23 protein-coding genes and 1 pseudogene are annotated in these 24,438 nt (G+C 73.6%); 5 read left to right on the forward strand and 19 right to left on the reverse strand.

The window, feature by feature from the left end:
* Positions 1–96: 96 nt before the first annotated feature.
* From ACSNN7_RS08085 to tmk, 7 genes are all read right to left on the reverse strand, one after another.
* Entirely contained in the window at positions 97–600 is a 504-nt protein-coding gene (locus ACSNN7_RS08085) for an AAA family ATPase (protein ID WP_436680044.1), read from the reverse strand.
* A gap of 56 nt (positions 601–656) precedes the next feature.
* Positions 657–1,517, reverse strand: coding sequence for a PSP1 domain-containing protein (locus tag ACSNN7_RS08090; RefSeq protein WP_436680045.1), 861 nt, complete (start codon positions 1,515–1,517; stop codon positions 657–659).
* A gap of 262 nt (positions 1,518–1,779) precedes the next feature.
* The gene (locus ACSNN7_RS08095; protein WP_436680046.1) at positions 1,780–2,445 is read right to left on the reverse strand and encodes a hypothetical protein; all 666 of its coding nucleotides are present in this window, start codon (positions 2,443–2,445) and stop codon (positions 1,780–1,782) included.
* Complete coding sequence (locus ACSNN7_RS08100; protein ID WP_436680047.1) at positions 2,445–2,750, reverse strand: hypothetical protein; 306 nt, start codon at positions 2,748–2,750, stop codon at positions 2,445–2,447. Before ACSNN7_RS08100 ends, ACSNN7_RS08095 begins: the two co-directional genes overlap by 1 nt.
* A 1-nt stretch (position 2,751) precedes the next feature.
* On the reverse strand, positions 2,752–3,078 hold the full coding sequence (locus ACSNN7_RS08105; protein WP_436680048.1) for a YbaB/EbfC family nucleoid-associated protein: 327 nt from the start codon (positions 3,076–3,078) through the stop codon (positions 2,752–2,754).
* A gap of 109 nt (positions 3,079–3,187) precedes the next feature.
* Entirely contained in the window at positions 3,188–4,450 is a 1,263-nt protein-coding gene (locus ACSNN7_RS08110; protein WP_436680049.1) for a DNA polymerase III subunit delta', read from the reverse strand.
* Positions 4,450–6,549 (reverse strand): dTMP kinase, encoded by a 2,100-nt coding sequence (gene tmk, locus ACSNN7_RS08115; protein ID WP_436680050.1) that lies wholly within the window; start codon positions 6,547–6,549, stop codon positions 4,450–4,452. Before tmk ends, ACSNN7_RS08110 begins: the two co-directional genes overlap by 1 nt.
* Before the next feature lie 285 nt (positions 6,550–6,834).
* Between tmk and ACSNN7_RS08120 the strand changes: the two genes are divergently transcribed.
* Positions 6,835–8,043, forward strand: coding sequence for an alanine racemase (locus ACSNN7_RS08120; protein WP_436680051.1), 1,209 nt, complete (start codon positions 6,835–6,837; stop codon positions 8,041–8,043).
* A gap of 47 nt (positions 8,044–8,090) precedes the next feature.
* Here ACSNN7_RS08120 and ACSNN7_RS08125 read toward each other — a convergent pair whose 3' ends face one another.
* Positions 8,091–8,663, reverse strand: coding sequence for a TetR family transcriptional regulator (locus ACSNN7_RS08125; protein WP_436680052.1), 573 nt, complete (start codon positions 8,661–8,663; stop codon positions 8,091–8,093).
* 227 nt (positions 8,664–8,890) lie between these two features.
* Between ACSNN7_RS08125 and ACSNN7_RS08130 the strand changes: the two genes are divergently transcribed.
* Positions 8,891–10,195, forward strand: a complete 1,305-nt coding sequence (locus ACSNN7_RS08130; protein ID WP_436680053.1) for a D-arabinono-1,4-lactone oxidase — start codon at positions 8,891–8,893, stop codon at positions 10,193–10,195.
* Positions 10,196–10,229: 34 nt separating this feature from the next.
* On the opposite strand, the gene topA is transcribed toward ACSNN7_RS08130, so the two are convergent.
* The 6 genes from topA to ACSNN7_RS08160 all read right to left on the reverse strand — a co-directional run bounded on the left by topA (position 10,230) and on the right by ACSNN7_RS08160 (position 18,201).
* A complete protein-coding gene (gene topA, locus ACSNN7_RS08135) occupies positions 10,230–13,058 on the reverse strand; it encodes a type I DNA topoisomerase (RefSeq protein ID WP_436680054.1) in 2,829 nt (942 codons plus the stop codon).
* A gap of 409 nt (positions 13,059–13,467) precedes the next feature.
* Positions 13,468–14,088 carry a hypothetical protein gene (locus ACSNN7_RS08140; RefSeq protein WP_436680055.1) on the reverse strand — a complete coding sequence of 207 codons (621 nt, stop codon included), beginning with the start codon at positions 14,086–14,088 and terminating at the stop codon, positions 13,468–13,470.
* Positions 14,079–14,621, reverse strand: a complete 543-nt coding sequence (locus ACSNN7_RS08145; RefSeq protein WP_436680056.1) for a hypothetical protein — start codon at positions 14,619–14,621, stop codon at positions 14,079–14,081. The genes ACSNN7_RS08140 and ACSNN7_RS08145 overlap by 10 nt, the downstream gene beginning before the upstream one ends.
* Positions 14,622–14,741: 120 nt before the next feature.
* On the reverse strand, positions 14,742–17,093 hold the full coding sequence (locus ACSNN7_RS08150; RefSeq protein ID WP_436680057.1) for a sodium-translocating pyrophosphatase: 2,352 nt from the start codon (positions 17,091–17,093) through the stop codon (positions 14,742–14,744).
* Positions 17,094–17,410: 317 nt separating this feature from the next.
* A complete protein-coding gene (locus tag ACSNN7_RS08155; protein WP_334452270.1) occupies positions 17,411–17,848 on the reverse strand; it encodes an ATP-binding protein in 438 nt (145 codons plus the stop codon).
* Positions 17,845–18,201 carry an STAS domain-containing protein gene (locus ACSNN7_RS08160; RefSeq protein WP_334452268.1) on the reverse strand — a complete coding sequence of 119 codons (357 nt, stop codon included), beginning with the start codon at positions 18,199–18,201 and terminating at the stop codon, positions 17,845–17,847. The genes ACSNN7_RS08155 and ACSNN7_RS08160 overlap by 4 nt, the downstream gene beginning before the upstream one ends.
* A 139-nt stretch (positions 18,202–18,340) precedes the next feature.
* Here ACSNN7_RS08160 and ACSNN7_RS08165 point away from each other — a divergent pair, with 139 nt between their 5' ends.
* The 3 genes from ACSNN7_RS08165 to ACSNN7_RS08175 all read left to right on the forward strand — a co-directional run bounded on the left by ACSNN7_RS08165 (position 18,341) and on the right by ACSNN7_RS08175 (position 21,795).
* A complete protein-coding gene (locus ACSNN7_RS08165) occupies positions 18,341–20,815 on the forward strand; it encodes a DEAD/DEAH box helicase (protein ID WP_436680058.1) in 2,475 nt (824 codons plus the stop codon).
* Between the two features lie 147 nt (positions 20,816–20,962).
* The gene (locus tag ACSNN7_RS08170) at positions 20,963–21,169 is read left to right on the forward strand and encodes a hypothetical protein (protein ID WP_436680059.1); all 207 of its coding nucleotides are present in this window, start codon (positions 20,963–20,965) and stop codon (positions 21,167–21,169) included.
* Positions 21,170–21,216: 47 nt separating this feature from the next.
* Positions 21,217–21,795, forward strand: a complete 579-nt coding sequence (locus ACSNN7_RS08175; RefSeq protein WP_436680060.1) for a hypothetical protein — start codon at positions 21,217–21,219, stop codon at positions 21,793–21,795.
* A 106-nt stretch (positions 21,796–21,901) separates the two neighbouring features.
* On the opposite strand, the gene ACSNN7_RS08180 is transcribed toward ACSNN7_RS08175, so the two are convergent.
* The 5 genes and pseudogenes from ACSNN7_RS08180 to ACSNN7_RS08200 all read right to left on the reverse strand — a co-directional run.
* A complete protein-coding gene (locus ACSNN7_RS08180) occupies positions 21,902–22,267 on the reverse strand; it encodes an Rv3654c family TadE-like protein (protein WP_436680061.1) in 366 nt (121 codons plus the stop codon).
* Positions 22,268–22,302: 35 nt separating this feature from the next.
* Positions 22,303–22,671 carry a TadE family type IV pilus minor pilin gene (locus ACSNN7_RS08185; protein ID WP_436680062.1) on the reverse strand — a complete coding sequence of 123 codons (369 nt, stop codon included), beginning with the start codon at positions 22,669–22,671 and terminating at the stop codon, positions 22,303–22,305.
* Entirely contained in the window at positions 22,668–22,796 is a 129-nt protein-coding gene (locus ACSNN7_RS08190; RefSeq protein WP_208418639.1) for a DUF4244 domain-containing protein, read from the reverse strand. Before ACSNN7_RS08190 ends, ACSNN7_RS08185 begins: the two co-directional genes overlap by 4 nt.
* 64 nt (positions 22,797–22,860) lie before the next feature.
* Entirely contained in the window at positions 22,861–23,598 is a 738-nt protein-coding gene (locus ACSNN7_RS08195; protein ID WP_436680063.1) for a type II secretion system F family protein, read from the reverse strand.
* Positions 23,595–24,368: pseudogene (locus ACSNN7_RS08200) on the reverse strand (hypothetical protein); the annotation flags it as partial. The gene ACSNN7_RS08195 and the pseudogene ACSNN7_RS08200, both read right to left, overlap by 4 nt.
* Between the last annotated feature and the right edge of the window lie 70 nt (positions 24,369–24,438).

The raw sequence follows: 24,438 nt of genomic DNA on the forward strand, positions 1-24,438 counted from the left end.
GCCCCAGGTCGATCATGAAGTTGACGGCAGTTGGAGAGATCTACTTCGCCGCCAACTTCATGATCGACGGAGGAAGCCCGGGGGGACGGTCACCTTCTACTCGGGCGGAGACGGCATTACCTGGCGGAGGATTTCGTCTACGACGCTCGCGAGAGGTGCGGTGGCGTCGATTACGGTGCCGGTTCTCGGAATGTCTTGCTTCGTTCGGTGCAGTCGCAGGATGAGTTCGCGTTCCGCCGGCCTTCCGCCCCACTCGTCTTCCGGCCGCCCGTCGAGTCGCCGATTCAACGTGTCCAGGTCGACGTCGAGGACGAAGACGCCGTCGAACAAGTCGATGAACTTGTGAAAGTTCCGTGAGCCCCCGCAGAAGAAGGTCACCGGCTCGTCGTGGTTGGCGATCAGAGCCCGCACGTCATCCACGCGCCAGATGTGGTGCTCGTGCCCGAGACCGTCCAACGGCTCACCGGTCTCCGGGTCGCCTTGATAAGCCAGTTCCCGGTCGCCATTGACGGCATGACAGCCGCGCCGCTGCAACTCTCTGCAGACCGAAGTCTTGCCGGTGCCTGAGACGCCCTCGATCAGATAGTTCCTCAGGCCCATCGCCGGATGATAACGAGCAAGGCGTGATCACCGCCGGGAGCGACGAGGCACGTCGATCAGCGCGCCGCGCCCTCCGGGCCTGACAGCTCACGGCTCTCGTACGCCTGACGGGAGCCGCAGACGTCGGCGCGGGAGCACATGGAGCGCGAGCCGTCGGCGTCCAGGCGGACGGTCACCGCGTCCCTCGGGACGCTGTGGCCGACCACGCGGCCCTCCCCTTCCGGCGTGGTGACGCGGGCGCCGACGGCCGGAGCAGACTCGGCGAACTTGGCGTACAGGGGATGTTCGTACTTCAGGCAGCACATGAGCCGGCCGCAGGCGCCGGAGATCCGCAGCGGGTTGAGCGGCAGGTCCTGGTCCTTCGCCATCCGGATGGTCACCGGTTCGAAGTCGTTGAGGAAGGTCGCGCAGCACAGGTCGCGGCCGCAGGAGCCGATGCCGCCCTGCACCCGTGCCGAGTCCCGGGCGGAGAGCTGGCGCAGCTCGACCCGGCAGCGCAGGGTCGCGCCCAGGTCGCGGACCAGTGAGCGGAAGTCCACCCGGTGCGGGGCGGTGAAGTAGACGGTGCTGCGGTCTCCCCCGGCGTCGCCCTCGCCGAGAACATGATCGACGGCGACCACCTTCATCGGCAGCCCGTGCTCGCGGATCAGCCGCTTGGCGGCCACCTTCGCCTCGGCCTTGCGCCGGCGCAGCAACTCGTCGCGGCGCAGGTCCTCGTCCTGGGCCAGGCCGGCCAGCTTCGGAAAGCCGTCGGTCTCCTCCGCCACCCACTGCGCCGCCCAGACGCACTCGGCCACCTCGGGCCCGTCGTCGGTCGGGACCAGCACCCGGTCGCCGACCTGCGGTCGCAGCTCCCCCGGGTCGAGGTAGTAGAGGCGCCCGTACCGGTTGAAGCTGACCGCGCAGAGCATGCCCATGCGGTCCACCCTACGACGGACGGCCGGTGCCGGCCCGACCCACCCGTCGCCGTGCGGTCACGCCGTGCAGTCATCCACGATCGTCGACTCGTTCCCTTGGGCCTCGCCCGGACGGTTGAATCGGGCCCCGCGGCGGGACAAACGCCGGGGGCAGGGCGTTGAGTGGAGGCAGACCTGCGGGGGGTGCAGGGAACGGCCACGGCGCCGCCGCCGGGGCCCGGTCCAGCCGGGCGTTGCGCGCGGCGCCGTGGGCCGTCCACCGTCAGCGGCCCACCCGGGTGACGCCGTCGTAGCGGACCGGCCCGCCGGTCGACGCCCGCCAGGCCGACTCGGTGAGGCTCGGCGACCACTGGCGCAGCAGCGTCTCGGCCCCGTCGTACGCCACCCCGAGCACCGAGAGCACCCTCGTGGCGATCTCCGCCGCCGCGCCGGCGCCGGTGGCCGAGTTGCCGCCCGGCGCGGTCGCGGCGAGTACGCGTACCGCCTCGGCGGAGCCGAGCACCTCGGCGAGCATCCGGGCCACCGCCAGCCGGCTGCCCTCCACCCAGTGGGCGAGCGCGTCGGCGTACCCGGCGGTCGACTCGATCCGCCCGACCAGGCTCTCCGGCCCCTCGTCCAGGTGGCGCAGCAGCGCCGAGCGCGCCTCGTCGTACGCGGAGGCAGCCGGCCCCGTCCACAGGCCCGGGTCGGTGAGGGCGGCGCACGCGTCGTCGTACCCGCGAACGAGCCGGCGCACGGCGTGCCCGGCGGTCGCCAGCGGCGCCGGTTGCAGGTCGAGGAAGGCGCGCAGCGCGTCGCCGGGGAGCACCTGCATGCGGCGCAGCAGCGGCCAGAGCCGGTGCCCCTCAGGGGCGCCGGTGGCGAGCAGGTGGTCGACCCGGCGCAGCAGGTCCAGGCCGGGCTCGGCGAGCCGGTCCAGGGCGTCCATCAGCGCTCCCCGGACAGCCGCCGACCGGCGGTGTCGTCGACGTCCACGTAGCGGTCGGCGGCGCTGCGTACGGCGGCGGCCGCGGCGGCGAGCCGGGCGGCGGCGGCGCCGGCCTCCCGGGACCGGTCCCCGGTGGCGGCGGTCCACTGCCGGTGCAGCGCCCGGCCGACCTCGCCGGGGCGACCCGGCGCGTCCGCGCCGAAGGCGGCGTGGGCCGGGTCGGCGGCGGTCACCGTGCGGGCGAGCACCGTCAGCGTGTCGCTCGCCTCCTCCAGGCGGGCGGCGAGGGCGCGCAGTGCGTCCATCTCAGGCCCCCGCCAGCGGCCGGTACGCCGCGAAGGTCTCGTTGTGCAGCTTCTCCCGGGCCCACTGCGCGGCGTCCGCCGCGGCGGAGACGGCGGCCTGCACCGAGCCGGCGACGTCGCGCGGGTGGCGCGAGTGCAGCGGCCCGAGGAAGCGGACGTCGGTGATCCGCCCACCGGCCGTCACCACCACCTCGACCAGCCCGTCCGGCGAACGGACGGTCACCTCGACGGTGTCGACCGCCTGGTCGAACTCGGCCTGCAGGGACTCGATGCGGCGGTAGCGCCGCACCGCCTCCTCGACCCACGCCTCGTCGATCTCGCGCGGCATCGGTTCTCCCCCCGGCCGGTCATCACTCTGCGTGCCGTAACCGTCACCACGGCACACCGGACCGTACCGCACGCCCACAACACCTGTCGATGCCTGTGGACAGGGGGAACTATCCCTTCCAGAGGGAGAGCATCATCGCCTCGACCGCGATCCGGGGCTTGACGTTCGCCTCGATCGCCGCTCGGCACTCCAGCACGGCCTCCAGCCGCCGCAGCGCGCCCTCGGCCTCCCACTTCTGCGCGCCCGCCTCGGCCAGCGCGGCGGTGTCGGTGTGCACCGGGGCCACCGGGGCGCGCAGCGCCATGGTGAGCGCGTCGCGGTAGAAGCCGGCCAGGTCGACCAGGGCGCGGTCCAGCGCGTCCCGCTGGGCGCGGGTGGCCCGCGACTTCTGCCGCTTCTCCAGGTCCTTGAGCTGCCCGGCCGCCCCGCGCATGGCCCCGGCCGCGCCCCGGCCGGTGCCGCCCGCGCCGAGCGCGGTCTGCAACGCCGCCCGCTCGGCCGCGTCGGCCTCGGCCACGGAGGCCTCGGCCTCCGCCTCGGCCGCCTCGATCAGGGCCGACGCCGCGTCGAGCGCGGTGCCGACGCCGGTCAGCCGGCGCGGTACCGCCAGCACCGCGTCCCGCCGCTGCCGCGCCTCGGGGTCCCGGGCCAGCCGCCGGGCCCGTCCGACGTGCCCCTGCGCGGCCGCCGCCGCCCACTGCGCCACGTCGGGCGCGATGCCGTCCCGGCGCACCAGCACCTCGGCCACCGCGGCGGCCGCCGGCTGCCGCAACGGTACGACGCGGCAGCGCGACCGGATGGTCACCGACACGTCGTCCGGGTGGGTGGACGGGGCGCAGAGCAGGAAGACGGTCCGCGGCGGCGGTTCCTCGATCGCCTTGAGCAGGGCGTTGCCGGCGGCCTCGGTGAGCCGGTCGGCGTCCTCGATGATCACGACCTGCCAGCGCCCGCCGGACGGGGTGCTGGCCGCCCGGAGCACCAGCGCGCGCATCTCGCCCACGCCGATGGAGAGCCCCTCGGGCACCACCAGGCGCACGTCCGCGTGGGTGCCGGTCATCGTGGTGTGGCAGCCGGGGCACTCGCCGCAGCCGGTGCCGTACGTGCACTGGAGCGCGGCGGCGAAGGCGCGCGCGGCCACCGACCGGCCGGAGCCGGGCGGTCCGGTGAAGATCCAGGCGTGGGTCATCCCCGCGCCCGGGTCGACCGCCGGCTGCCCCTCGGCCTCCTCGGCGAACGCCTCGGCGCCGGTCCGATCCGAGCCGGCACCGGCCGGGTGGGCGGCGCGCAGCACGGCGGCGGCCGCCGCGGCGGCGTGGCGCAGGGTCGCGACCGCCTCGTCCTGGCCGACCAGATCGGCGAAGACGTCGGGCATCAGGTCCGATGCTCCATCGTCACCAGCTCCGCGTCGGATAACTCGGGCTGCACCGAGGTGTCCGGCCCCTGGGCGGGGCGCGGATGCACGATGGCGGCCGGGTCCACCAGGAACTCCTCGACCCGGCGGGCGACCAGGGCGGTGATCTCCTCGGCCGGGCGGGAGGCGTCCAGCACCAGGTAGCGCTTCGGGTCGTTGGCGGCGAGGTCGAGGAAGGCGTACCGGACCCGCTCGTGGAAAGCGAGCGACTCGGCCTCCAGCCGGTCGGTGCCCTGGTTGCGCGAGGAGACCCGGGACAGGCCGGTGTGCGGGTCGACGTCGAGCAGCACCACCAGGTCGGGCTTGAGCCCGCCGGTGGCCCACGAGGAGAGCCAGGAGACCTCCTCGACCGGCAGCGTACGGCCGGCGCCCTGGTAGGCCAGGGAGGAGTCGACGTACCGGTCGCTGATCACCACGGCGCCCCGGACCAGCGCCGGACGGACCACGGTGGCGACGTGGTGCGCCCGGTCGGCGGCGTAGAGCAGCGCCTCGGCGCGCGGCGAGGGAGCCTCGGCGCCGGCGTTGTCGAGCACCAGGGAGCGGATCCGCTCGCCCACGCCGGTGGCGCCCGGCTCGCGGGTGACCACCACGTCCCGGCCCTGCTCGCGCAGCCGCTCGGCGAGCCGGTTGAGCTGGGTGGACTTGCCGGCGCCCTCGCCGCCCTCGAAGACGACGAACAGGCCGGTGGAGACGAAGGGCTCGGCGGGCAGCAGCGGGCGACCCCGGATCGAGCCCCAGAGGTCGGCGAGGACCGGCACGCCCTTCTTGTCGTCCATCTGCCCGAAGGCGCTGATCCCGGCGAAGATGCCGGCGGCGCCGGCCGCGAGCAGCAGCAGCCGGGTGGAGGAGACGGAGACGCCGAGGTCGGCGATGGTCAGCTTGCGGGAACCGCCGACGCCGACCAGGAGGCTGCTCAGCGCGATGGCCAGGATCAGCACCAGCCGGGTGCCGATCTGCACCACCGCGAAGACCCGGCCGCGCACCTCGTCGGCGACCTCGCCGCCGAGCAGCGTGGTGCCGGCGAGGAAGGCCATGCCGGCCCCGGCGCCGACCAGGATCGCACCGAGCATGGCCATCGACAGGTGGATGGCGAAGGCGAGCACCAGCACGGAGGCGCTGGCCAGCACGATGCTCATGCCGAACCAGCGGCGGCGGGACATGTCCCGCACCACCATCGGGCCGAGCCCGATGCCGATGGAGAGGCCGATGAAGATCGCGCCGAAGAGCATGTAGAAGGCGGCGTCGCCGGCGCCGAGCGAGGCCGCGAAGAACTTGGCCGTGCCGATCACGATGCCGCCGCCGGCGAACGCGCCGAAGATGCCGAGCACCAGGCCGCGTACCAGCGGGGTCTGCTTGATGAACTTCCAGCCCTCGGTGAACTGGCGCATCATGCTCTGCTCGGTGCGCTCCTGCTCGCCGACCTGCGTCTGGCTGATCTCCTTGATGCCGAAGGCGACCACCAGCGCGGTGGCCAGCCGGGAGAAGGAGTTGAACCAGAGGGCGAGCTGGGCCGGCTCGGCCCAGCCCGGCATCTCGCCGCCGGTCACCGTACGGACGCTGCGGTCGAGCACCGCCAGGGCGATCGCGGCGGCCACCGGGGTCAGGCCGTACGTGGTGATCAGCGTGAGCTGGTTGGCGGTCTCCAGCCGGGCGCGCGGGATCAGGTTGGGGACCGCGGCCTCCTTGGCCGGGATCCAGAGCAGCGTGATCGTCTCGATCAGGAAGGTGGCGACCGCCGCCCAGGTGACCACCACGCCACCGCTGGCCCCGGTGAGCGCGAGCAGCGGGATCGAGGCGAAGAGCACGAAGCGCAGCAGGTCGCAGATGACCATCGTCCAGCGCCGGTCGAAGCGGTCGGCGAGCACGCCGGCCACCGGGCCGAGCACCAGCGCCGGCAGCAGCCGGACCGCGATCAGCGTGCCGAAGGCGGCACCCTTGGCGGTGCTGCCGGAGACCTGGGCGGCGGCGAAGACGGAGGTGGCCAGCAGGCCGAGCCAGTCGCCGAAGGACGCCGCCCCGAGCACGATCCAGAGCCGGCGGAACGGCCGGATGCGCAGCACCGAACGGATCGCGGCCGCGCCGGACCGATCGGTCTGGGCTCCCGACTGCGCTCCGGACGCCGACACGCCGGGCGACTCGCCGTTCTTCTGGCTTTCGATGGCCGTACCTCCACGTGCCGGCCCAACGCTGGGCAGTCTCGGTGGAACACTCTAGTCCCGGTGGGGGGCCTCCCCACCGGCGACATTCTCCTGCTCGCCGAGCGTAGGCCGCCGGGACCAGCGACCGCAGCCCGGCGGTACATGAGGGTATTTCGCATTACTATCCCGGACAGTTAGCGTGCAACCGTGGCCATCGACAGCGACACCCTGCGCGAGCGCCTCGAATCGGCGACCGCCCACCTCGACCCGCCCTACGCCGTGGTCGACCTCACGGCCTTCGACGCCAACGCCGCCGCGCTGGCCGACCGGGCCCGCGGCAAGCCGCTGCGCGCCGCCAGCAAGTCGATCCGCTGCCGGGAGCTGACCGGCCGGGTGCTGGGCCGGCCGGGCTGGGCCGGGGTGATGGCGTTCACCCTGTCCGAGGCGATCTGGCTGGTCCGCACCGGGGTGACCGACGACGCCCTGGTCGCATACCCGACAGCGGAGCGGGCGGCGCTCGCCGAACTGGCCGCCGACCCCACGCTGGCCACGGCCGTCACCCTGATGGTCGACGGCACCGAACAGCTCGACCTGATCGACGCGGTCCGCGCCCCCGGCAACCGGCCGGAGCTGCGGGTCTGCCTCGAACTGGACGCCTCCTGGCGGCCCCTGGGCGGGCGGGTGCACGTCGGCGTGCGCCGCTCACCGGTGCACAGCGCCCGGGCCGCCGGCGCGCTCGCCGCCACCGTCGCCGCCCGGCCGGGCTTCCGGCTGGTCGGGCTGATGGCGTACGAGGCGCAGATCGCCGGCCTCGGCGACGCCCCGCCGGGGCGGGCCGCGCTCGGCGCCGCGATCCGGCTGGCACAGCGCGGGTCGTACCGCGAACTGCTGGCCCGCCGCGCTGCGGCGGTGGCGGCGGTACGCGAACACGCCGACCTGGAGTTCGTCAACGGCGGCGGCACCGGCAGCGTGGCCGCCACCAGCGCCGATCCCGCGGTCACCGAGGTCACCGCGGGATCGGGCCTGTACGGTCCGACGCTCTTCGACGCCTACCGCGCCTGGCAGCCGAGCCCCGCCGCGTTCTTCGCCTGCGCGGTGGTCCGCCGGCCGACGCCGCAACTCGCCACCGTGCTCGGCGGAGGCTGGATCGCCTCCGGCCCGGCCGAGCGCAGCCGCCTGCCCCGGCCCTGGCTGCCGGCCGGGCTGACGCTGGTCGGCACGGAGGGAGCCGGTGAGGTGCAGACCCCGGTGGCCGGTGCCGCGGCCGCCGGGTTGCGGGTCGGCGACCGGGTCTGGTTCCGGCACGCGAAGGCGGGCGAGCTCTGCGAGCACGTCAACGAGCTGCATCTGGTCTCCGGCGACGAGGTCATCGGCACCGTCCCCACCTACCGGGGCGAGGGGCACGCCTTCCTCTGACCGGGCCGCCCGGGCGGGCCGTCAGCCCGGGCGGGGCGGGCGGGCCGTCAGCCGGGCTGGACGGCCTCGGTGGCGTCGACGTGCCGGTGCAGGTACTCGCGGATCAGGGCCTTGGCCTCGGCGAGGACCCGCTCGTCTCCCTCGGGGCTGCGGCGGAACGCCAGCTTGATCAGGGCGTCCGCGGCCTCGACGGCGATCTCCAGGCAGAACCGCAGCCGCGGCTCGTCGGTCATGCCGAACCGCTCGGTCAGCACCCGGGCCAACTGGTCGGCGATCACGCCGTTGTTGTCCCGCTGTTCATCGAGCAGGTGCAGGTCGACCACGTCGCCGAAGTGCAGGGTACGGAACCCCGGGACCGTGCGGTGCATCGTGATGTACTCGTCGATGCCCGCGTCGACGCCGTCCCACCAGTGGGTCAGGTCGTCCGAGGCGAACCGCTCGTCGAGCCGCTGCAGGTAGGACTCCATCGTGCGCAGGGTCAGCGCCTGCACGATCGCCCGCTTGTCCGGAAAGAACTGGTAGACCGACCCGATCGCCACCTCGGCACGCTCGGCGAGCAGCGTGGTGGTCAGCCCCTCGTACCCCACTTCGTCGACGAGTTCGGCACAGGCGTCCAACATCCGCTGGACCCGCGCGACACTTCGACCCTGCACCGGAACGCGGCGCAGCGGCCCGGTCGTGGCGGCTGGTGTGGACACTCGGCGCCACCCCCCTTCGACGGAAGAACATATCTGCATGTCACGAGTCCGTGACTACCGGTACAACGAGCGGACCTCGATTGCGGTATTTACCAGCGACAACGTTCCTGATATGAAGTCAGTTCATATTCATGTCGAGGAGCGCGCCGATGGCCGGTACCGCCACCGCATGGTCCAACTGGGCCGGCAACCAGCAGAGCATCGCCACCGCCATCCTGCGCCCCAGCACGCTCGACGGTGTCACCGAGGCCGTCCGGGACGCCGCGGCGGCGGGCGAACGCATCCGGGTCGTCGGCAGCGGCCACTCGTTCACCCCGATCGCGGTGGCCGACGGGCGGCGGTTGGAACTGACCACTCTGGCCACCGAGGTCCGGGTCGACCGGGAACAGCGCCTGGTCACCGTGCCCGCCGGGATGACCCTGCGGGCGCTCAACGCGCTGCTCGCCACGCACGGGCTGGCGCTGCCGAACCTCGGTGACATCGACGCGCAGACCGTGGCCGGGGCGATCTCCACCGGCACCCACGGCACCGGCGCCGCCTACGGCTGCCTCTCCACCTTCGTCGCGGGGCTGACCCTGGTCACCGGCACCGGCGAGGTGCTGCGCTGCTCCGCCGACGAGCGGCCGGACGTCTTCGCCGCCGCCCGGGTCTCCCTCGGCGCACTCGGCGTGCTGGTCGAGGTGACACTGCGCTGCGTCGACGCCTTCGTCCTGCGGGCCCACGAGCGCCCCGCGCCGCTGGACTCGGTGCTCGCCGAGCTGCCGACGCTGATCGACGCGCACGACCACGTCGAGTTCTACTGGTTCCCGTACACCGAACGGGTGCAGGTCAAGACCAACGATCTGGTACCCGCCGACGACCGGCCGCTGCCCCGGTGGCGGGGCTGGCTCGACGACGACCTCCTCGCCAACACCGTCTTCGCCGGGGCCTGCCGGCTGGGCCGCGCCGTGCCGGCGCTGGCCCCGGCCATCAGCGCGGTCTCCGCCCGGGCGCTCACCGAACGCACCTACACCGGCCGCTCCGACACGGTCTTCTGCACCCCGCGCCGGGTCCGCTTCGTGGAGATGGAGTACGGCCTGCCGCGCGCCGCCCTGCCCGCCGCGCTCGACGCCCTCCGGCGGATCGTCGACGGGCTGCCGTTCAAGGTCCTCTTCCCGGTCGAGGTGCGGTTCACCGCCGCCGACGACATCTGGCTGTCGCACGGCTACGGCCGGGAGTCTGCCTACGTGGCGATCCACCAGTACGTCGGCATGCCGTACGAGCCGTACTTCCGGGCCTTCGAGGAGGTGGCGGCCGAGCTCGGCGGCCGGCCGCACTGGGGCAAGCTGCACTACCGGGACGCGGCGTCGCTCGCCCCCGCGTACCCCCGGTTCGGCGACTTCCGGGCGGTCCGCGACCGGCTGGACCCCGACCGCCTTTTCAGCAACCCGCACCTGGACCGCATCCTCGGCTGAGGGTGCCCCGGGCGCCGAGGGCGCCCGGGGTCCGTCACTCGGTGGTGCTGGCCGCCTTCTTCGGGGCGGCCTTCTTCGCCGGAGCCTTCTTGGCCGCCGTCGTCTTGGCGGTGGTGGTCTTCTTCGCCGCGGTCGACTTGGCGGCGGCGGCCGTCTTCTTCGCCGGGGCCGCCTTCTTGGCCGGGGCCTTCTTGGCCGCCGCCTTCTTCTTCGGCGCCGGACCCTTCGCCCGCTTCTCGGCCAGCATCTCGGAGGCCTGCTCGATGGTCAGCTCCTCCGGGGTCTGACCCCGGCGCAGCGACGCGTTGAACTCGCCGTCGGTCACGTACGGCCCGAACCGGCCGTCCTTGATCACCAGCGGCTTCTCGGTCAGCGGGTCGACGCCCATCTCCCGCAGCGGCGGCGCGGCGGCGCGCCGCTGGCGGGCCTTCGGGGCGGCCAGCAGCGCCAGCGCCTCGTCCAGGGTGACGGTGAACATCTTGTCTTCCGAGTCCAGCGAGCGGAACTCGTCACCCTGCTTGACGTACGGGCCGAAGCGGCCGTTGTTGGCGAAGACCTCGGTGCCGTCCGGGGCCACCCCGACCAGCCGGGGCAGGCTCAGCAGCTTGAGCGCCTCGTCCAGGGTGAGCGAGTCCGGCGTCTGCGAGCGCAGCAGCGAGGACTTGCGCTCGCCGCTGGCCACGTACGGGCCGAACCGGCCGGACTTGAGCAGGATCGGCTCGCCGGTGGCCGGGTCGTCGCCGAGCTTGCGCTCGCCCCCGCCGCCCAGGAACAGCTCGCGCACCTTCTCCGGGGTCAGCTCGTCCGGCGCCAGCCCCTCGGGGATCGGGGCCCGGTCGCCTTGGCCGCCGCCCTCCTCGCCCTCCGCGGCGGGCGCGGGCTGCTCGCCCGGCACCGCCCGCTGCAGGTACGGCCCGTACCGGCCGACCCGGACGACGACCTCGCGGCCCTCGTCGTCGGTGTGCAGCGGGATCGAGTTGACGCTGCGCGCGTCGATGTCGCTGATGTTCTCGGTGACCAGCTTCTTCAGGCCACCGGCGTGGGCGATCGCCTGGTCGCCGGCGCCGTTGGCGCTGCCGAAGTAGAAGGAGGTGAGGAAGTCGACCGAGGCGTGGTCGCCGCCGGCGATCTCGTCCAGCTCGTTCTCCATGCTGGCGGTGAAGTCGTAGTCGATCAGGCGCGGGTAGTGCCGCTCCATCAGCCCGATCACCGCGAACGCCAGGAAGGACGGGATCATCGCCTGGCCGCGCTTGAAGACGTACCCGCGGTCCTGGATGGTCTGCATGATCGACGCGTACGTCGACGGGCGGCCGATGCCCAGCTCTTCCAGCGCCTTGACCAGCGACGCCTCGGTGTAGCGCGACGGCGGCTGGGTGTGGTGACCCTGCGCGGCCAGCTCGTCGGCGGTCAGCGGCTGGTCCCTGACCAGGGTGGGCAGCCGGCGCTCGGCGTCCTCGGCCTCGGCGTTCTCGTCGTCACTGGACTCGACGTACGCCCGCAGGAAGCCCGGGTCGGTGATGGTCTTGCCGGTCGCGCCGAAGTCGGCCTCCTCCTGGGCGGAGGAGACGGCGCGGATGCGCACCGAGACGCTGGAGCCGACCGCGTCGGTCATCTGGGAGGCGATTGTGCGCCGCCAGATCAGCTCGTAGAGCTTGAACTCCTCGGCCGACAGCTCCTTGGCCACCTCGCCCGGGGTGCGGAAGTTGTCCCCCGCCGGGCGGATCGCCTCGTGCGCCTCCTGCGCGTTCTTCACCTTGCCGGTGTAGCGGCGCGGCTCCGGCGGCACGCTGCGCTCGCCGTACAGCTCGACGATCTGCCGGCGGGCCGCCGAGATGGCGGTCTCCGACAGGTTCACCGAGTCGGTACGCATGTAGGTGATGTAGCCGTTCTCGTAGAGGCGCTGCGCGGTGCGCATCGTCTGCTGCGACGAGAACCGCAGCTTGCGGGCCGCCTCCTGCTGGAGCGTGGAGGTGATGAACGGCGCGTACGGGCGGCGGCGGTACGGCTTCTCCTCGACCCGGGTGACGGTGAACGGCCGTCCCTGGAGGCGGGCCGCGAGACCCCGGGCACCGCTCTCGTCGAGGTGGACCACCCCGGCGCCGGGCTTCACGCGACCCGTGGTCGGCTCGAAGTCCTTGCCGGTGGCGATCCGGTCGCCGTTCAGCGCGACCAGGGTGGCGTTGAAGTTGCGCGGGCCCTCACCGGCGTTCGCCACCGCCAGGGTGGCGAGGATGTCCCAGTACTCGGCGGTGCGGAAGGCCATCCGCTGGCGCTCCCGCTCGACCACGATCCGGGTCGCCACGGACTGCACCCGGCCCGCCGAGAGCTTCGGCATGACCTTCTTCCACAGCACCGGGGAGACCTCGTAGCCGTAGAGCCGGTCGAGGATGCGGCGCGCCTCCTGGGCGTCGACCAGGTCGCGGTCGATCTCGCGGGGGTTGGCCACCGCCGCCTGGATCGCCGGCTTGGTGATCTCGTGGAACACCATCCGCTTGACCGGCACCTTGGGCTTGAGGGTCTCCACCAGGTGCCAGGCGATCGCCTCGCCCTCGCGGTCCTCGTCCGTCGCCAGGAAGATCTCGTCGACCTCCTTGGCCAGCTTCACCAGCTTGCTGATCTGCTGCTTACGGTCGGCGGAGACCACGTAGAGCGCGTGGAAGCCGTTGTCGACGTCCACCCCGAGCCGGGCCCAGGCCTCGCCCTTGTACTTGGCCGGCACGTCGGCGGCGTTGCGCGGGAGGTCCCGGACGTGGCCGAAGCTGGCCTCCACGACGTATCCCGGGCCGAGGTAGCCCGAGATCGTCTTGGCCTTCGCCGGTGACTCGACGATGACCAGACGGGTGGTTCCAGCGTTGCTTGGCACGTCTCTCCCCGACCTCACTCCTGCTCCATGCCCGATTCGGGCCGTGTTGCACCCCACCGGACCACCGGCGGTCCGGATGTCCAACGTAACGCGCCGCCGGGGTTTCGGGTTTCGCGGGCGGCAAACAGCCTCCGCGCGGCGGGCGCCACGGCGCCGCGCGGGCTTCACGGGCCGGACGGCGCCACCGTACACCGTGGGTATGGCCGGAGGCGGAACACTGTGACGATGGCGGACCCCCGGCCGAGGGTCACCGAGCCGTTTTATCCGGACGAGCCGCCGCTCGGCTGTCCCCGATCGGACACCTCGGCGCCGCCCCTGCCGGCCCGGCCCTTCCCGCCGAGGTGCGACGCCGGATACGTCGACCAGAGTCGATCTTGCAGCGGGCATTCGGCCGGGTCCGAGCAGGCGGTCAGGCGGGGAGCGCGGGCCAGTCGGCCGGGGGCGCGGCCGGGGGGCGATCACCGACCAGCTCCGCCAGCCGGGTCAGCCGTCGCCGGCCCGTGATCCGGTACGCCGGGCCGCCCTCGCCCGGGTCGAGCAGGGCACCCGGCAGCCCGACCGTGGCGAGCGCGGTCCGCACCGCCGGCCACCACTCCTGGTCGCCGTCGCCGAGGCGCAGCAGGAAGCCCGCCGGGTCGGCGGCGCCGGCGGCGGCCAGCCAGAGCCGCAGCCGGCGACCGTTGAGGTGGAATCCGCCGGGTGGGCGCTTGCGGCCCGAGTCGGTGAGCCAGGCCATCGCCAACGGGGCCAGGGTCCGGGTGTACGAGGTGCGCACGGCGTAGCGCTGGTCCTCGGTCGCCTCCCAGCTGGCGGCCAGCCCGCGCGCCGCCAGCTCGGCGACGAGCACGTGCACCCGCCAGGCGGCGTCGACCACGATCGACAGCCGGGCGGTCCGGCCCATCCGGCCCACGTCACCGGGGCCGGCGAGCAGACCGGCCAGGTCGGCGACGGACGGGTCCGCCGCCTCGGTGCCGAACAGCGAGAGCTGGCGCACCGGTTCGGGGGGTGAGTCGGGAGGGGTCAGCGACACTCCGGAACCTCGTCGAAGGCCTGTTTGAGCTCTTCAGAGTTGAGCTGGCTGGTGTCCAGCGCGCTCGCGTCGTACTCCTTGGTGAGCGTCTCGACCGTGGCCTTGACGCCGTCGTAGAAGGTGGTGGGCTCGGCGGTGCCGAGCCCGTCGATGGTGTCGCGGGCCCGCCCGTACGCGTCCCGCACCTTCTCCAGGGTGGTCTGGAACCCCCGGGAGATCTCCTCGCCGTGCTCGGTCTCCGGTACGCCGGCGTCGGCGACCCTGCGCCGGGCCGTCTCGCTGGCGTCGGCCGCGCCGGCGAAGAGCCGGACCAGGTTTTCCTTCGCCTGCGCCGGGGTGGTCTGCGCGGTCATCTGCTGGTCGGTGCTGCTGGTCAGCTTGCTGATCTCGGCCCGCCACGGGGTGAGCGCCTCGCAGACCGAGGCGGCCCAGGCCCGCGGGCTGGGCCCGCCACCGCAGGCGGCGACGACGAGCACGAGCGTGGCCAGGACCACCGTGAGCTTTCCGGCGGCTGTCGCCCGGCACGTACGCATGCGTTGCAGCGTACGGCCTCCGCGCCGATGCGCCACCGCTCAGGTTTGCCGCCCTCGCAGCCCAGGTGGACGGGTTCCCGGCCGGCGGTCGGCCGACCGGGAACCCGCGGTGCCACCGCCTCAGGCGCTGACCGTCTCCGCCCGCTCCGGGCTGCCCGCCCCGGAGCCGCCGTCGGAGGAGTCCATCGCCACGCCCTTGCGCTTGCTGAACACCACCGCGGCCACCACGATCAGCGTCGCCACCAGCGCGATGGTCAGCCGCAGCGGGGTGTTGCGGTCGTCGCCGACGCTCCACGCCACCACGGCCGGCGCGATCAGCAGCGAGACCAGGTTCATCACCTTGATCAGCGGGTTGATCGCCGGGCCGGCGGTGTCCTTGAACGGGTCGCCGACGGTGTCGCCGATGACGGTCGCGGCGTGCGACTCGGAGCCCTTGCCGCCGTACGCGCCGTCCTCCACCAGCTTCTTGGCGTTGTCCCAGGCGCCACCGGAGTTGGCCAGGAAGACCGCCATCAGCGTGCCGGCCCCGATCGCCCCGGCCAGGTACGCCGCCAGCGCGCCGGGCCCGAGGCCGAAGCCGACCGCGATCGGCGCGAGGATGGCGAGCAGGCCGGGGGTCATCAGCTCGCGCTGCGCGTCCCGGGTGCAGATGTCGACGACCTTGCCGTACTCGGGGCGCTGGGTGCGGTCCATGATCCCGGGCAGCTCGCGGAACTGCCGGCGTACCTCCATCACCACGGCACCGGCCGAGCGGGAGACCGCGTTGATGGCCAGGCCGGAGAAGAGGAACACGACCGCCGCGCCGATGATCAGACCGACCAGGTTGCGCGGGTTGGAGACGTTCAGCGAGTTGAGGATCTCGGTGCCGACGTCCCCGACCCCGGCGTCGGAGTACGCGGTGCGCAGGGTGTCGGTGTACGACCCGAACAGTGCGGTGGCGGCGAGCACCGCCGTGGCGATCGCGATGCCCTTGGTGATCGCCTTGGTGGTGTTGCCGACCGCGTCCAGCTCGGTGAGGATCCGGGCGCCGTCCTCGTCGATGTCGCCGGACATCTCCGCCACGCCCTGGGCGTTGTCGGAGATCGGGCCGAAGGTGTCCATCGCGACGATCACGCCGACGGTGGTGAGCAGGCCGGTGCCGGCCAGCGCGACCGCGAAGAGCGAGAGCGTGATGGAGCTGCCGCCCAGCAGGAACGCCCCGAAGACGCCGGCGGCGATCAGCAGGGCCGAGTAGACCGCCGACTCCAGGCCGACGCTGATGCCGGCGAGGATGACGGTGGCCGCACCGGTCTGCGAGCTCTTGCCGATGTCCTGCACCGGGCGCCGGTTGGTCTCGGTGAAGTAGCCGGTCAGCGCCTGGATGGCGGCGGCCAGCACGATGCCGATCACGACCGCGCCGATGGCCACCAGCCGGGGGTTCTGATCGACGTCGGTGAGGCCGCCCTCCAGCTCGGCGAAGGTCGCCGGGAGGTAGAGGTACGCGGCGACCGCCACCAGCGCCGCCGAGAGCACCGCCGAGAGGTAGAAGGCGCGGTTGATCGCGGTCAGGCCGTTGCGGTCCGAGACGCGCAGCCGGGTGATGAAGACGCCGATGATCGCGACGAGCACCCCGATGGTGGAGATGATCAGCGGGAAGACCAGGCCGTCCTCGCCGAACGCGGCGCGGCCGAGGATCAGGGCCGCGACCAGGGTGACCGCGTACGACTCGAACAGGTCGGCGGCCATGCCGGCGCAGTCGCCGACGTTGTCGCCCACGTTGTCGGCGATGGTGGCCGCGTTGCGCGGGTCGTCCTCCGGGATGCCCTGCTCGACCTTGCCGACCAGGTCGGCGCCGACGTCGGCGGCCTTGGTGAAGATGCCGCCGCCGACCCGCATGAACATGGCCAGCAGGGCGGCGCCGAAGCCGAAGCCCTCCAGCACCGTCGGCGCGTCGCCCTTGTAGGCGATGACGACCATCGCGGCGCCGAAGAGGCCGAGCCCCACGGTGAGGAAGCCGACCACGCCGCCGGTGCGGAAGGCGATCTTCATGGCGGCCTCGCGCCCGCCCTGGGCCTCGCGGGCCGCCGCGGCGACCCGCAGGTTGGCGCGGGTGGCCAGCCACATTCCGGCGCCACCGATGAACGCGCTGAACAGCGCACCGACCACGAAGAACGCCGACCGGCCGATCTTCACCGCCAGCTCGCTGCCGTCGGTGTCGTGCACCGGCAGCAGGAAGAGGAGCACGACGGCGACGACGACGAAGATCGCCAGTGTCCTGAACTGCCGGAGCAGGTACGCGGAGGCGCCCTCCTGTACCGCCCCGGAAATCTCCTGCATGTTGGTGGTGCCCTTACCGGCTGCCAGCACGGCCTTGGTCAAGGCGGCGGCGAAGACGAGTGCCACCAGCGCGATGACCGCGGCGATGACGACGTACGTCAGGTTTCCTCCGGAAAGGGACAGCGCGCCGCCTTCGGCGGCCAAGGTCCCGGACATCTATGTCCTCCTGTACCGAACACTGTCGCGCCGGCCAGCGGACGTACTGACCCGACGCCTGGATGCGGTTGCGCAAGCGCCCCAACCCACCCCACCGGACCAGCGATGAACGCACATACCCGCTGGTTGCGGGAAGGATCACTTGCTGACAACCCCGGTACTGTAGCCCCGCTGAGTGTTGGAGGTCACATCCGGGGGACACCGTGTCCGGATGATCTTCGTAACTGTGTTATGAGGAAAAATCTGATATAGGGGGCCATCAACGCGTCGAGGCCGCGACCCCGCAGGGTCACGGCCTCGACGGCGGAACGTGAAGGTCAGCGGCCTACCGGCCACACCATCCGGACCTCGGTGCCGACGCCCTCGTCGACCGGGCGGACCTGGAGGTCCTCCACGAAACCGGCGAGCAGGGCGAAGCCGACACCGGTGGTCAGCGCCTCGTCGGTCAGCGACTCGTTGGCCAGGTCGTCGGCGTTCAACGCGGCCAGGCCGATGCCGGCCTCGATCGGCGCGCGGTCCACCACCCGCACCGAGTACGCCCCGGAGTCGGACATCTCCACCAGCACCGGGTCGGGCAGCCCGTACTGCCGGTGGAGGGCGACCGCCCGGGTGCACGCCTCACCGATCGCCAGGCGCACCTCGTCGAGCAGGTTCTCGCGTACCCCGGCCCGGCGGGCCACCGCGACGCCGACCAGACGGGCGGTGCGCACGTGCACCGGAGCCGGCGAGAAGGAGAGTCGGACCGTCGCCATCACGCGCCGGCGCCGGTGGGGTCCGCCGCGATCGCCGCCTCGACCGTGGGGTGCAGCGGGAACACCTGGTCCAGCGCGGTGATCCGGAAGATCTTGAGCAGCGGCTCCTTGTCGCAGACCAGGGCGAACGAGCCACCGGCCGAACGGAGCCGCTTGAGGGCGCCGACCAGCACACCCAGGCCGGTCGAGTCGAGGAAGTCCACCCGGCCGAGGTCGACGACCACCCGCCGGTTCCCGGCGTCGATCAGCTCGAGGAGCCGTTCGCGCAGTCGGGGGGCGGTGTAGACGTCCACCTCACCACCGACCTCGAGCACCGTGTGCTCCCCCACCGTGCGGGTCGCCAGCGACAGCTCCATCAGTCCTCCTCCGAGAGCCGTAAACTCTCCTGGGCATCTAACCATCCCCGCCGAGACGGCCTCTGGTCACCGGCGGAGGCCTCTCCTTACCCAGGCCCCCGCTCGAACATCTCCGAACACCAGTGCGAGAGTTCAGGACGTGAATCCCGCAGCCACCGTATCCGCAGGTCCGGGCCCCGAGCGAGCGCCGGCGGCGGCGCCGGGCGACCTGCTGCGCCGGCTGCGCGCCCGCCACGGCGACGACCCGGTCACCCACGTCGAGCGGGTCCCGGCCCGCCCGGGCGAGCCGGCGCCGTGGCCGCAGTGGGCCCCCGAGGAGCTGCGGGCGGCGTTGGCCCGGCGCGGCGTGGTCGCGCCGTGGCGGCACCAGGCGCAGGCCGCCGAGCTGGCGTACGGCGGGCGGCACGTGGTGGTGGCCACCGGCACCGCGTCCGGCAAGTCCCTGGCGTACCAGCTGCCCGCGCTGGCCACCCTGCTCGCCGACCCCCGGGCCACCGTGCTCTACCTGGCCCCGACCAAGGCGCTCGCCGCCGACCAGCTCCGCGCCGTCGCCGGCCTGGAACTCGACGGGGTACGCCCCGCCACCTACGACGGGGACACCCCGCGCGCCGAACGGGAGTGGATCCGCCGGCACTCCCGGTTCGTGCTGACCAACCCGGACATGCTGCACCACGGCATCCTCCCCGGGCACGCGCACTGGTCCGGTTTCCTGCGCCGGCTGGCGTACGTGGTGATCGACGAATGCCACACCTACCGGGGCGTGTTCGGCTCGCACGTCGCGCACGTGCTGCGCCGGCTGCGGCGGCAGTGCGCCAAGTACGGCCGTACCCCCGTCTTCGTGCTGGCCTCGGCGACGTCGGGTGACCCGGCGGCGGCGGCCGGGCGGCTCACCGGCCTGCCGGTGGCGGCCGTCACCGAGGACACCTCACCGCGCGGCGGGGTGACCTTCGCCCTCTGGGAACCGCCGCTGCTGCCGTCCTCCGACGCGCCCTCCCCCGACGCCGACCTTCTCCAGGTCCGCCGGTCGGCGCTGCGGGAGACCGCGGACCTGCTCGCCGACACCGTCGCCGAGGGGGTACGCACGCTGGCCTTCGTCCGGTCCCGCAAGGGCGCCGAGGTGGTGGCGTCGAACGCGCGCCGCGCGCTCGACGAGGCCGTCCCCGGGCTCGGTGACCGGGTGGCCGCCTACCGGGCCGGCTACCTGCGCGAGGAGCGGCGCGAGCTGGAACGCGCCCTGCTCCACGGCGACCTGCTCGGCCTCGCCTCCACCAACGCACTGGAACTCGGCGTCGACCTGGTCGGCCTGGACGCCGTGCTGATCTGCGGCTGGCCGGGCACCCGGGCGTCGCTCTGGCAGCAGGCCGGTCGGGCCGGCCGCTCCGGCGACGAGGCCCTGGCGGTGCTGGTGGCCCGGGACGACCCACTGGACACCTATCTGGTGCATCACCCCGAGGCGCTGTTCGGACGGCCGGTCGAGGCGACCGTGCTCGACCCGGCCAACCCGTACGTGCTCGCCCCGCAGCTCGCCTGCGCGGCGGCGGAGGCCCCGCTCACCCCGGCCGACCTGGAGCTGTTCGGCGACGGCGCGAAGGAGGCGGTGGAGGAGCTGGTCGCGGCGGGGGCGCTGCGGCAGCGGCCCACCGGCTGGTACTGGCGGCACCGGGAGCGGCCCGAGGTGGACCTGCGCGGCGAGGGCGGCGCGCCGGTCTGCGTGGTGGAGGCCTCGACCGGTCGGCTGCTCGGCACCGTCGACGGCGGCTCCTCGCACTTCCTCATCCACCCCGGCGCGGTCTACCTGCACCAGGGCGTCTCGTACGTGGTCGACTCCCTCGACCTCGACGACGGCTGCGCGCTGGTGCACGCCGAGGAGCCGGACTGGTCCACCCACGCCCGCGACGTGACCTCGCTGTCGGTGGTGTCGGTGCGCTCGTACGCGGACGCCGGGCCGGTCGGGCTCTTCCTCGGCGAGGTGGACGTGACCAGCCAGGTCGTGTCGTACCAGCGGCGGCGGATCGCCTCCGGCGAAGTGATCGACACTCGGCCGCTGGACCTGCCGGCCCGGGAGCTGCGCACCGTCGCGGTCTGGTTCACCCTCTCCCCGCAGTCGCTGGCCGCCGCCGGGGTGGAGGCCGCCGACATCCCCGGCGCGCTGCACGCCGCCGAGCACGCCGCGATCGGACTGCTGCCGCTGATGGCGACCTGCGACCGCTGGGACATCGGCGGCCTCTCCACCGCCGTGCACCCGGACACCGAGGCCCCGACCGTCTTCGTGTACGACGGGCACCCGGGCGGGGCGGGCTTCGCCGAGCGGGCGTACGGGACGGCGGCGGCCTGGCTGCGCGCCACCCGGGACGCGATCGCCGAGTGTGGCTGCGAGGCGGGCTGCCCGTCGTGCGTGCAGTCGCCGAAGTGCGGCAACGGCAACAATCCGCTCTCCAAGCCGGACGCCGTCCGGGTCCTCGACGTGGTGCTCGCCAACCTGCCGGCCGGCGACGTTCCGGCCGGGTCGGGTGAGGGTGCGCCCCCGGCGGCCGACCTGCCGGCTGCGCCGCTCCTGCCGCGTCAGGACGACCGGACCAGCACGGACGCCGAGGTCACTCCGGGCGCCAGCTGAGCCGGCTCGCTTTCGGGGCTTCATGCATGACCGGCCCGGCCGGTGGGCATTGATGCATGGGAGCGCTTCCATATACGGGCCTCCCTGCCCGCCTGCAGCGCTCACCACACCAGCCGAACCCACCGATGCCGTACCGGAGGAGGAGCCGTGGCCGACACCATCGCCGAAACCGTCGACCTGCTCTATACGATCGACCAGGAGAAACTCACCCTCGACCAGCAGATCGCCCTGGGTGCCGCCCTGGCCGGCCTGGCGCAGGCGGAACGCCTCGAACAGATCAACGAGCGGCTACGCGGGATCCACCAGGTGCTCAACGCCTGGGCGTTGAAGGCGACGGTCGAGGGCGGACGCTGAGCCGCAGGTTGTGCGAGACTCCGGCGCACACTTCGGAGGAGACATACATGCAGCTCGACAACTTGCAGACGCAGCACCAGTTCCACGTCCGGCAGCGGATCCGGATGATGGTCAACCAGTACGAGGTCCGCGCCGTGGCCCCGGACGGCACCGAGGGAGAGCTGCTGGCGTTCGCGCAGCAGAAGCGGCTCGCCTTCAAGGAGCAGGTCACCATCTACACCGACGACTCGAAGCAGCAGCCCCTGCTCGGGTTCAAGGCGCGGCAGCGGCTCGACCTCGGCGCCACGTACGACGTGACCGACGCGGCCGGCACCCCGATCGGGCAGTTCCGCAAGGACTTCGCCCAGTCGCTGCTGCGCTCGACCTGGCACGTCGAGCAGGCCGGCCTGCCGCAGATCACCGGCCAGGAGCGGAGCCTGCCGGTGGCGCTGCTGCGCCGGTTCGTGGACTCGCTGTCCTGGCTGCCGTACCACTTCGACTTCGTCGCCGAGGGCCAGCCGGTCTTCTCGGTCGTCAAGAAGTGGGGCCTGCGCGACAAGTACGTCGTCGAGGTGCAGAACCCGCAGGTGGACCGCCGCCTGGTGATCGCGATGGCGATCGGCCTGGACGCGCTGCAGAGCCGCTGACCAGTTGACCGGCCGAGGCGCGTCCTGCGGGGCGCGCCCGGCCGGCGTGCCGCCGCACCGCGCCTGCCCTCACTCGCCATCGCTGCCGCGTTCCGGTCGGGCTCGGTCAGTCGCGGCTCGGGCCGGCGCGGGAGGTGGCGGTGGCCACCCGGTGAAAGCCGGGAAGCGGGGTGACCGGCACCTCCACCGTCACCAGCACGTCGAGGCCGTCCAGCTGGCAACCGGCCAGGAATGCGCCGTTGGCCCGGGCGAACTCGGCCGCCGCCGCGCAGGCCACCCCGTCACCCTCCAGCGCCCGTCCCGCCCCGGCGAGCGCCGCGAAGTCGGCACCGATCCGGGCCTGGTGCCGAGCCGTCCGGGCGGTGCCGATCGCCGCGCCGAAGACCCCGACCAGGACGAACACCAGGCCGACGACGAGCAGGCACACCGTCGCCCCACCCCGGTCGGCGGCACCGGGTCGTCTCGGCGTCACGGCTGCGCCGCCGGGGAGCCCGGACCGGGCCCGCCTCACGGGTGCGCCGCCGGGGAGCCGGGCTCGACGGCGGCGACCGTCGTGGCCGCCACGGTGATCCGGGGCAGGCGGGCGCCGAGCGCGCGGACCGGTGCCCGCACCGTCGCGGTGACCCGGTCACCGTCCACCGTCACCGAGACGTCCGCTCCCGGTGGCGCGATCCGCGCCCCGGCCGCCGCCCCGCTCTCGCCCCGGGAGGCGGCGAGTGCCGCCTCCCGGGCCGCGTCCAGGCAGGCGGCCTTCGTGGTGACCGCGTCGACCGCGGTGAGACCGGTGAGCAGAAGCAGGAGCAGCGCCGGCAGGCCGGCCGCCAGCTCGGCGGTGAACGAACCCCGGTCACGGCCGGCCGGCCGGCGCCGGCTCACTTCAGCGCCCGGTCGATGACCGCGGTCAGGGCGGACTGCACGTTGCCGGAGGTGAGCACCTTGAGCAGGATGCCCGCGAAGGCGACGGCGGCGAGGGTGCCGACGGCGTACTCGGCGGTGTTCATCCCGGCGTCCCCGCGGAGCCGGGCGAGGAGTTTGCGCACTGGCGTGTCCCTTCTCGATGGTGGATCAGAGGACGTCGCCGAGGACGGCGACGATCACCGGCACCAGGCCGGCGAGAATGAAGGCCGGTAGGAAACAGAGCCCCAGCGGCAGCACGATGAGCACGCCGGCGCGACGGGCCGCCGCCTCGGCGGCGGTGGACCGGTCCGCCCGCAGGTCGTCGGCGACCCGGGTCAGCGCCCCGGCGAGCGCTGCCCCACTGCGCGAGGTGCGTAAGGCGGCGGTGACCAGGCGGTCCGCCCCCGCTACCGCGCCAAGGTGCGACCAGGCCTCGTCGGGCTGCCCACCGAGCAACAGCGTCCGGCCGACCCGGTGGAGCCGGTCGGCCAGCGGCCCGCCGAGCGCGTCGGCCACCGCGAGCACCGAGCGGTCGACCGGCGCGCCGGCGCGCAGCGCCGCGGCCAGGAGATCGGCCGCCAGGGGCAGGTCCGCCGCCTCCCGCAGCCGCCGGTCGCGGGCGGCCGGGGATTCGATCCGCCGGAGCAGGCGGTCCGCCACCAGCGCGGCCACCACCCCGGCGAGGCAACCCGGTGCCCCGCCGAGGAGTACCGCCACCGCCACTCCGGCCAGGCCGGCACCCAGCCGTACCCGGTCCGGCCACCACCGGGGACGGCGGTCTTCGGCCGATCGAGCCCGATCACCCAGCCCGCGCAGCCGTCGCGAGGGTCGGACCCCGGGCGTACGGACCGCCACCAGCAGCGCCGCCACGACGAGACAGGCCGCTATCCCCTGCTGCCGGTTCATCCGGCGCTCCTGTCCGGCGTGCCGCCCAGCCGCTCGGCCCAGAGCAGGCCCCCGATTTGCAACCCCATGGCGGTGACGGCGCTGGCCGCCCCCACCGGGGTGTACAGCAGCACCGCCAGCGGGTCGGCGCCGATGCCGTAGCCGAGGCCGATCCCACCGAGCGGGAGGGCGGCGAGCAGCAGGGCGGTGGCCCGGGCGCCGGCGGCCTGGGCCGAGGCGGCGGCCAGTCCCCGGTCCATCGCCCGCGCGTCGGCCTCGACCCGTTCGACGAGTTCGGCCAGCGGCGCACCGGTCCGGTCGGCGAGCCGCACCGCGGCCCGGGTCAAGCTCCCGAGGCGGTCGCCGTCGTCGTCCGGCGCCGGGACGGGCAGACCGGCCCGCAGGTCGGCGGCGAGACCGCAGAGCTGGTCGAGTCGACGGCGGCGCAGCCCGACCGCGTACCGGGTGGCCCGGTGCCGGAGCACGGCCCGGGCGCCGAGCACGCCGTACCCGCCGAGCAGGACCCCGGCGACGGGCCCGGCGGCGAGCCCGCCCAGCGCCGCCGCCAAGAGACCGATCAGAACCAGCGTCCGGCGTGGACGAGCGACCAAGAGCGCGAGAAGCCATGACCACCGGGCGGCCGGACCGGCGTTCTGAACGTCGCCGCGCTCGGAGCCGGTGGCGGCGTGGTTCAGGCGACGGACCTCGCTCGCGCCGAGCCGTAGCAGTCCCGGCGGTCGGCGGGAGTCGCGCCGACCGGGCGGCCGAAACGATGGTGGCCTGGTCAGAGCCGCTGCCGGACCGGCGGGCCGGCCACCGGCCAAGGGAGAAGGAGCCGGGCAGTCGGCGGGCGCGACCGCC

The sequence above is a fragment of the Micromonospora sp. URMC 105 genome (assembly GCF_051386295.1).
Taxonomy (GTDB): domain Bacteria; phylum Actinomycetota; class Actinomycetes; order Mycobacteriales; family Micromonosporaceae; genus Micromonospora.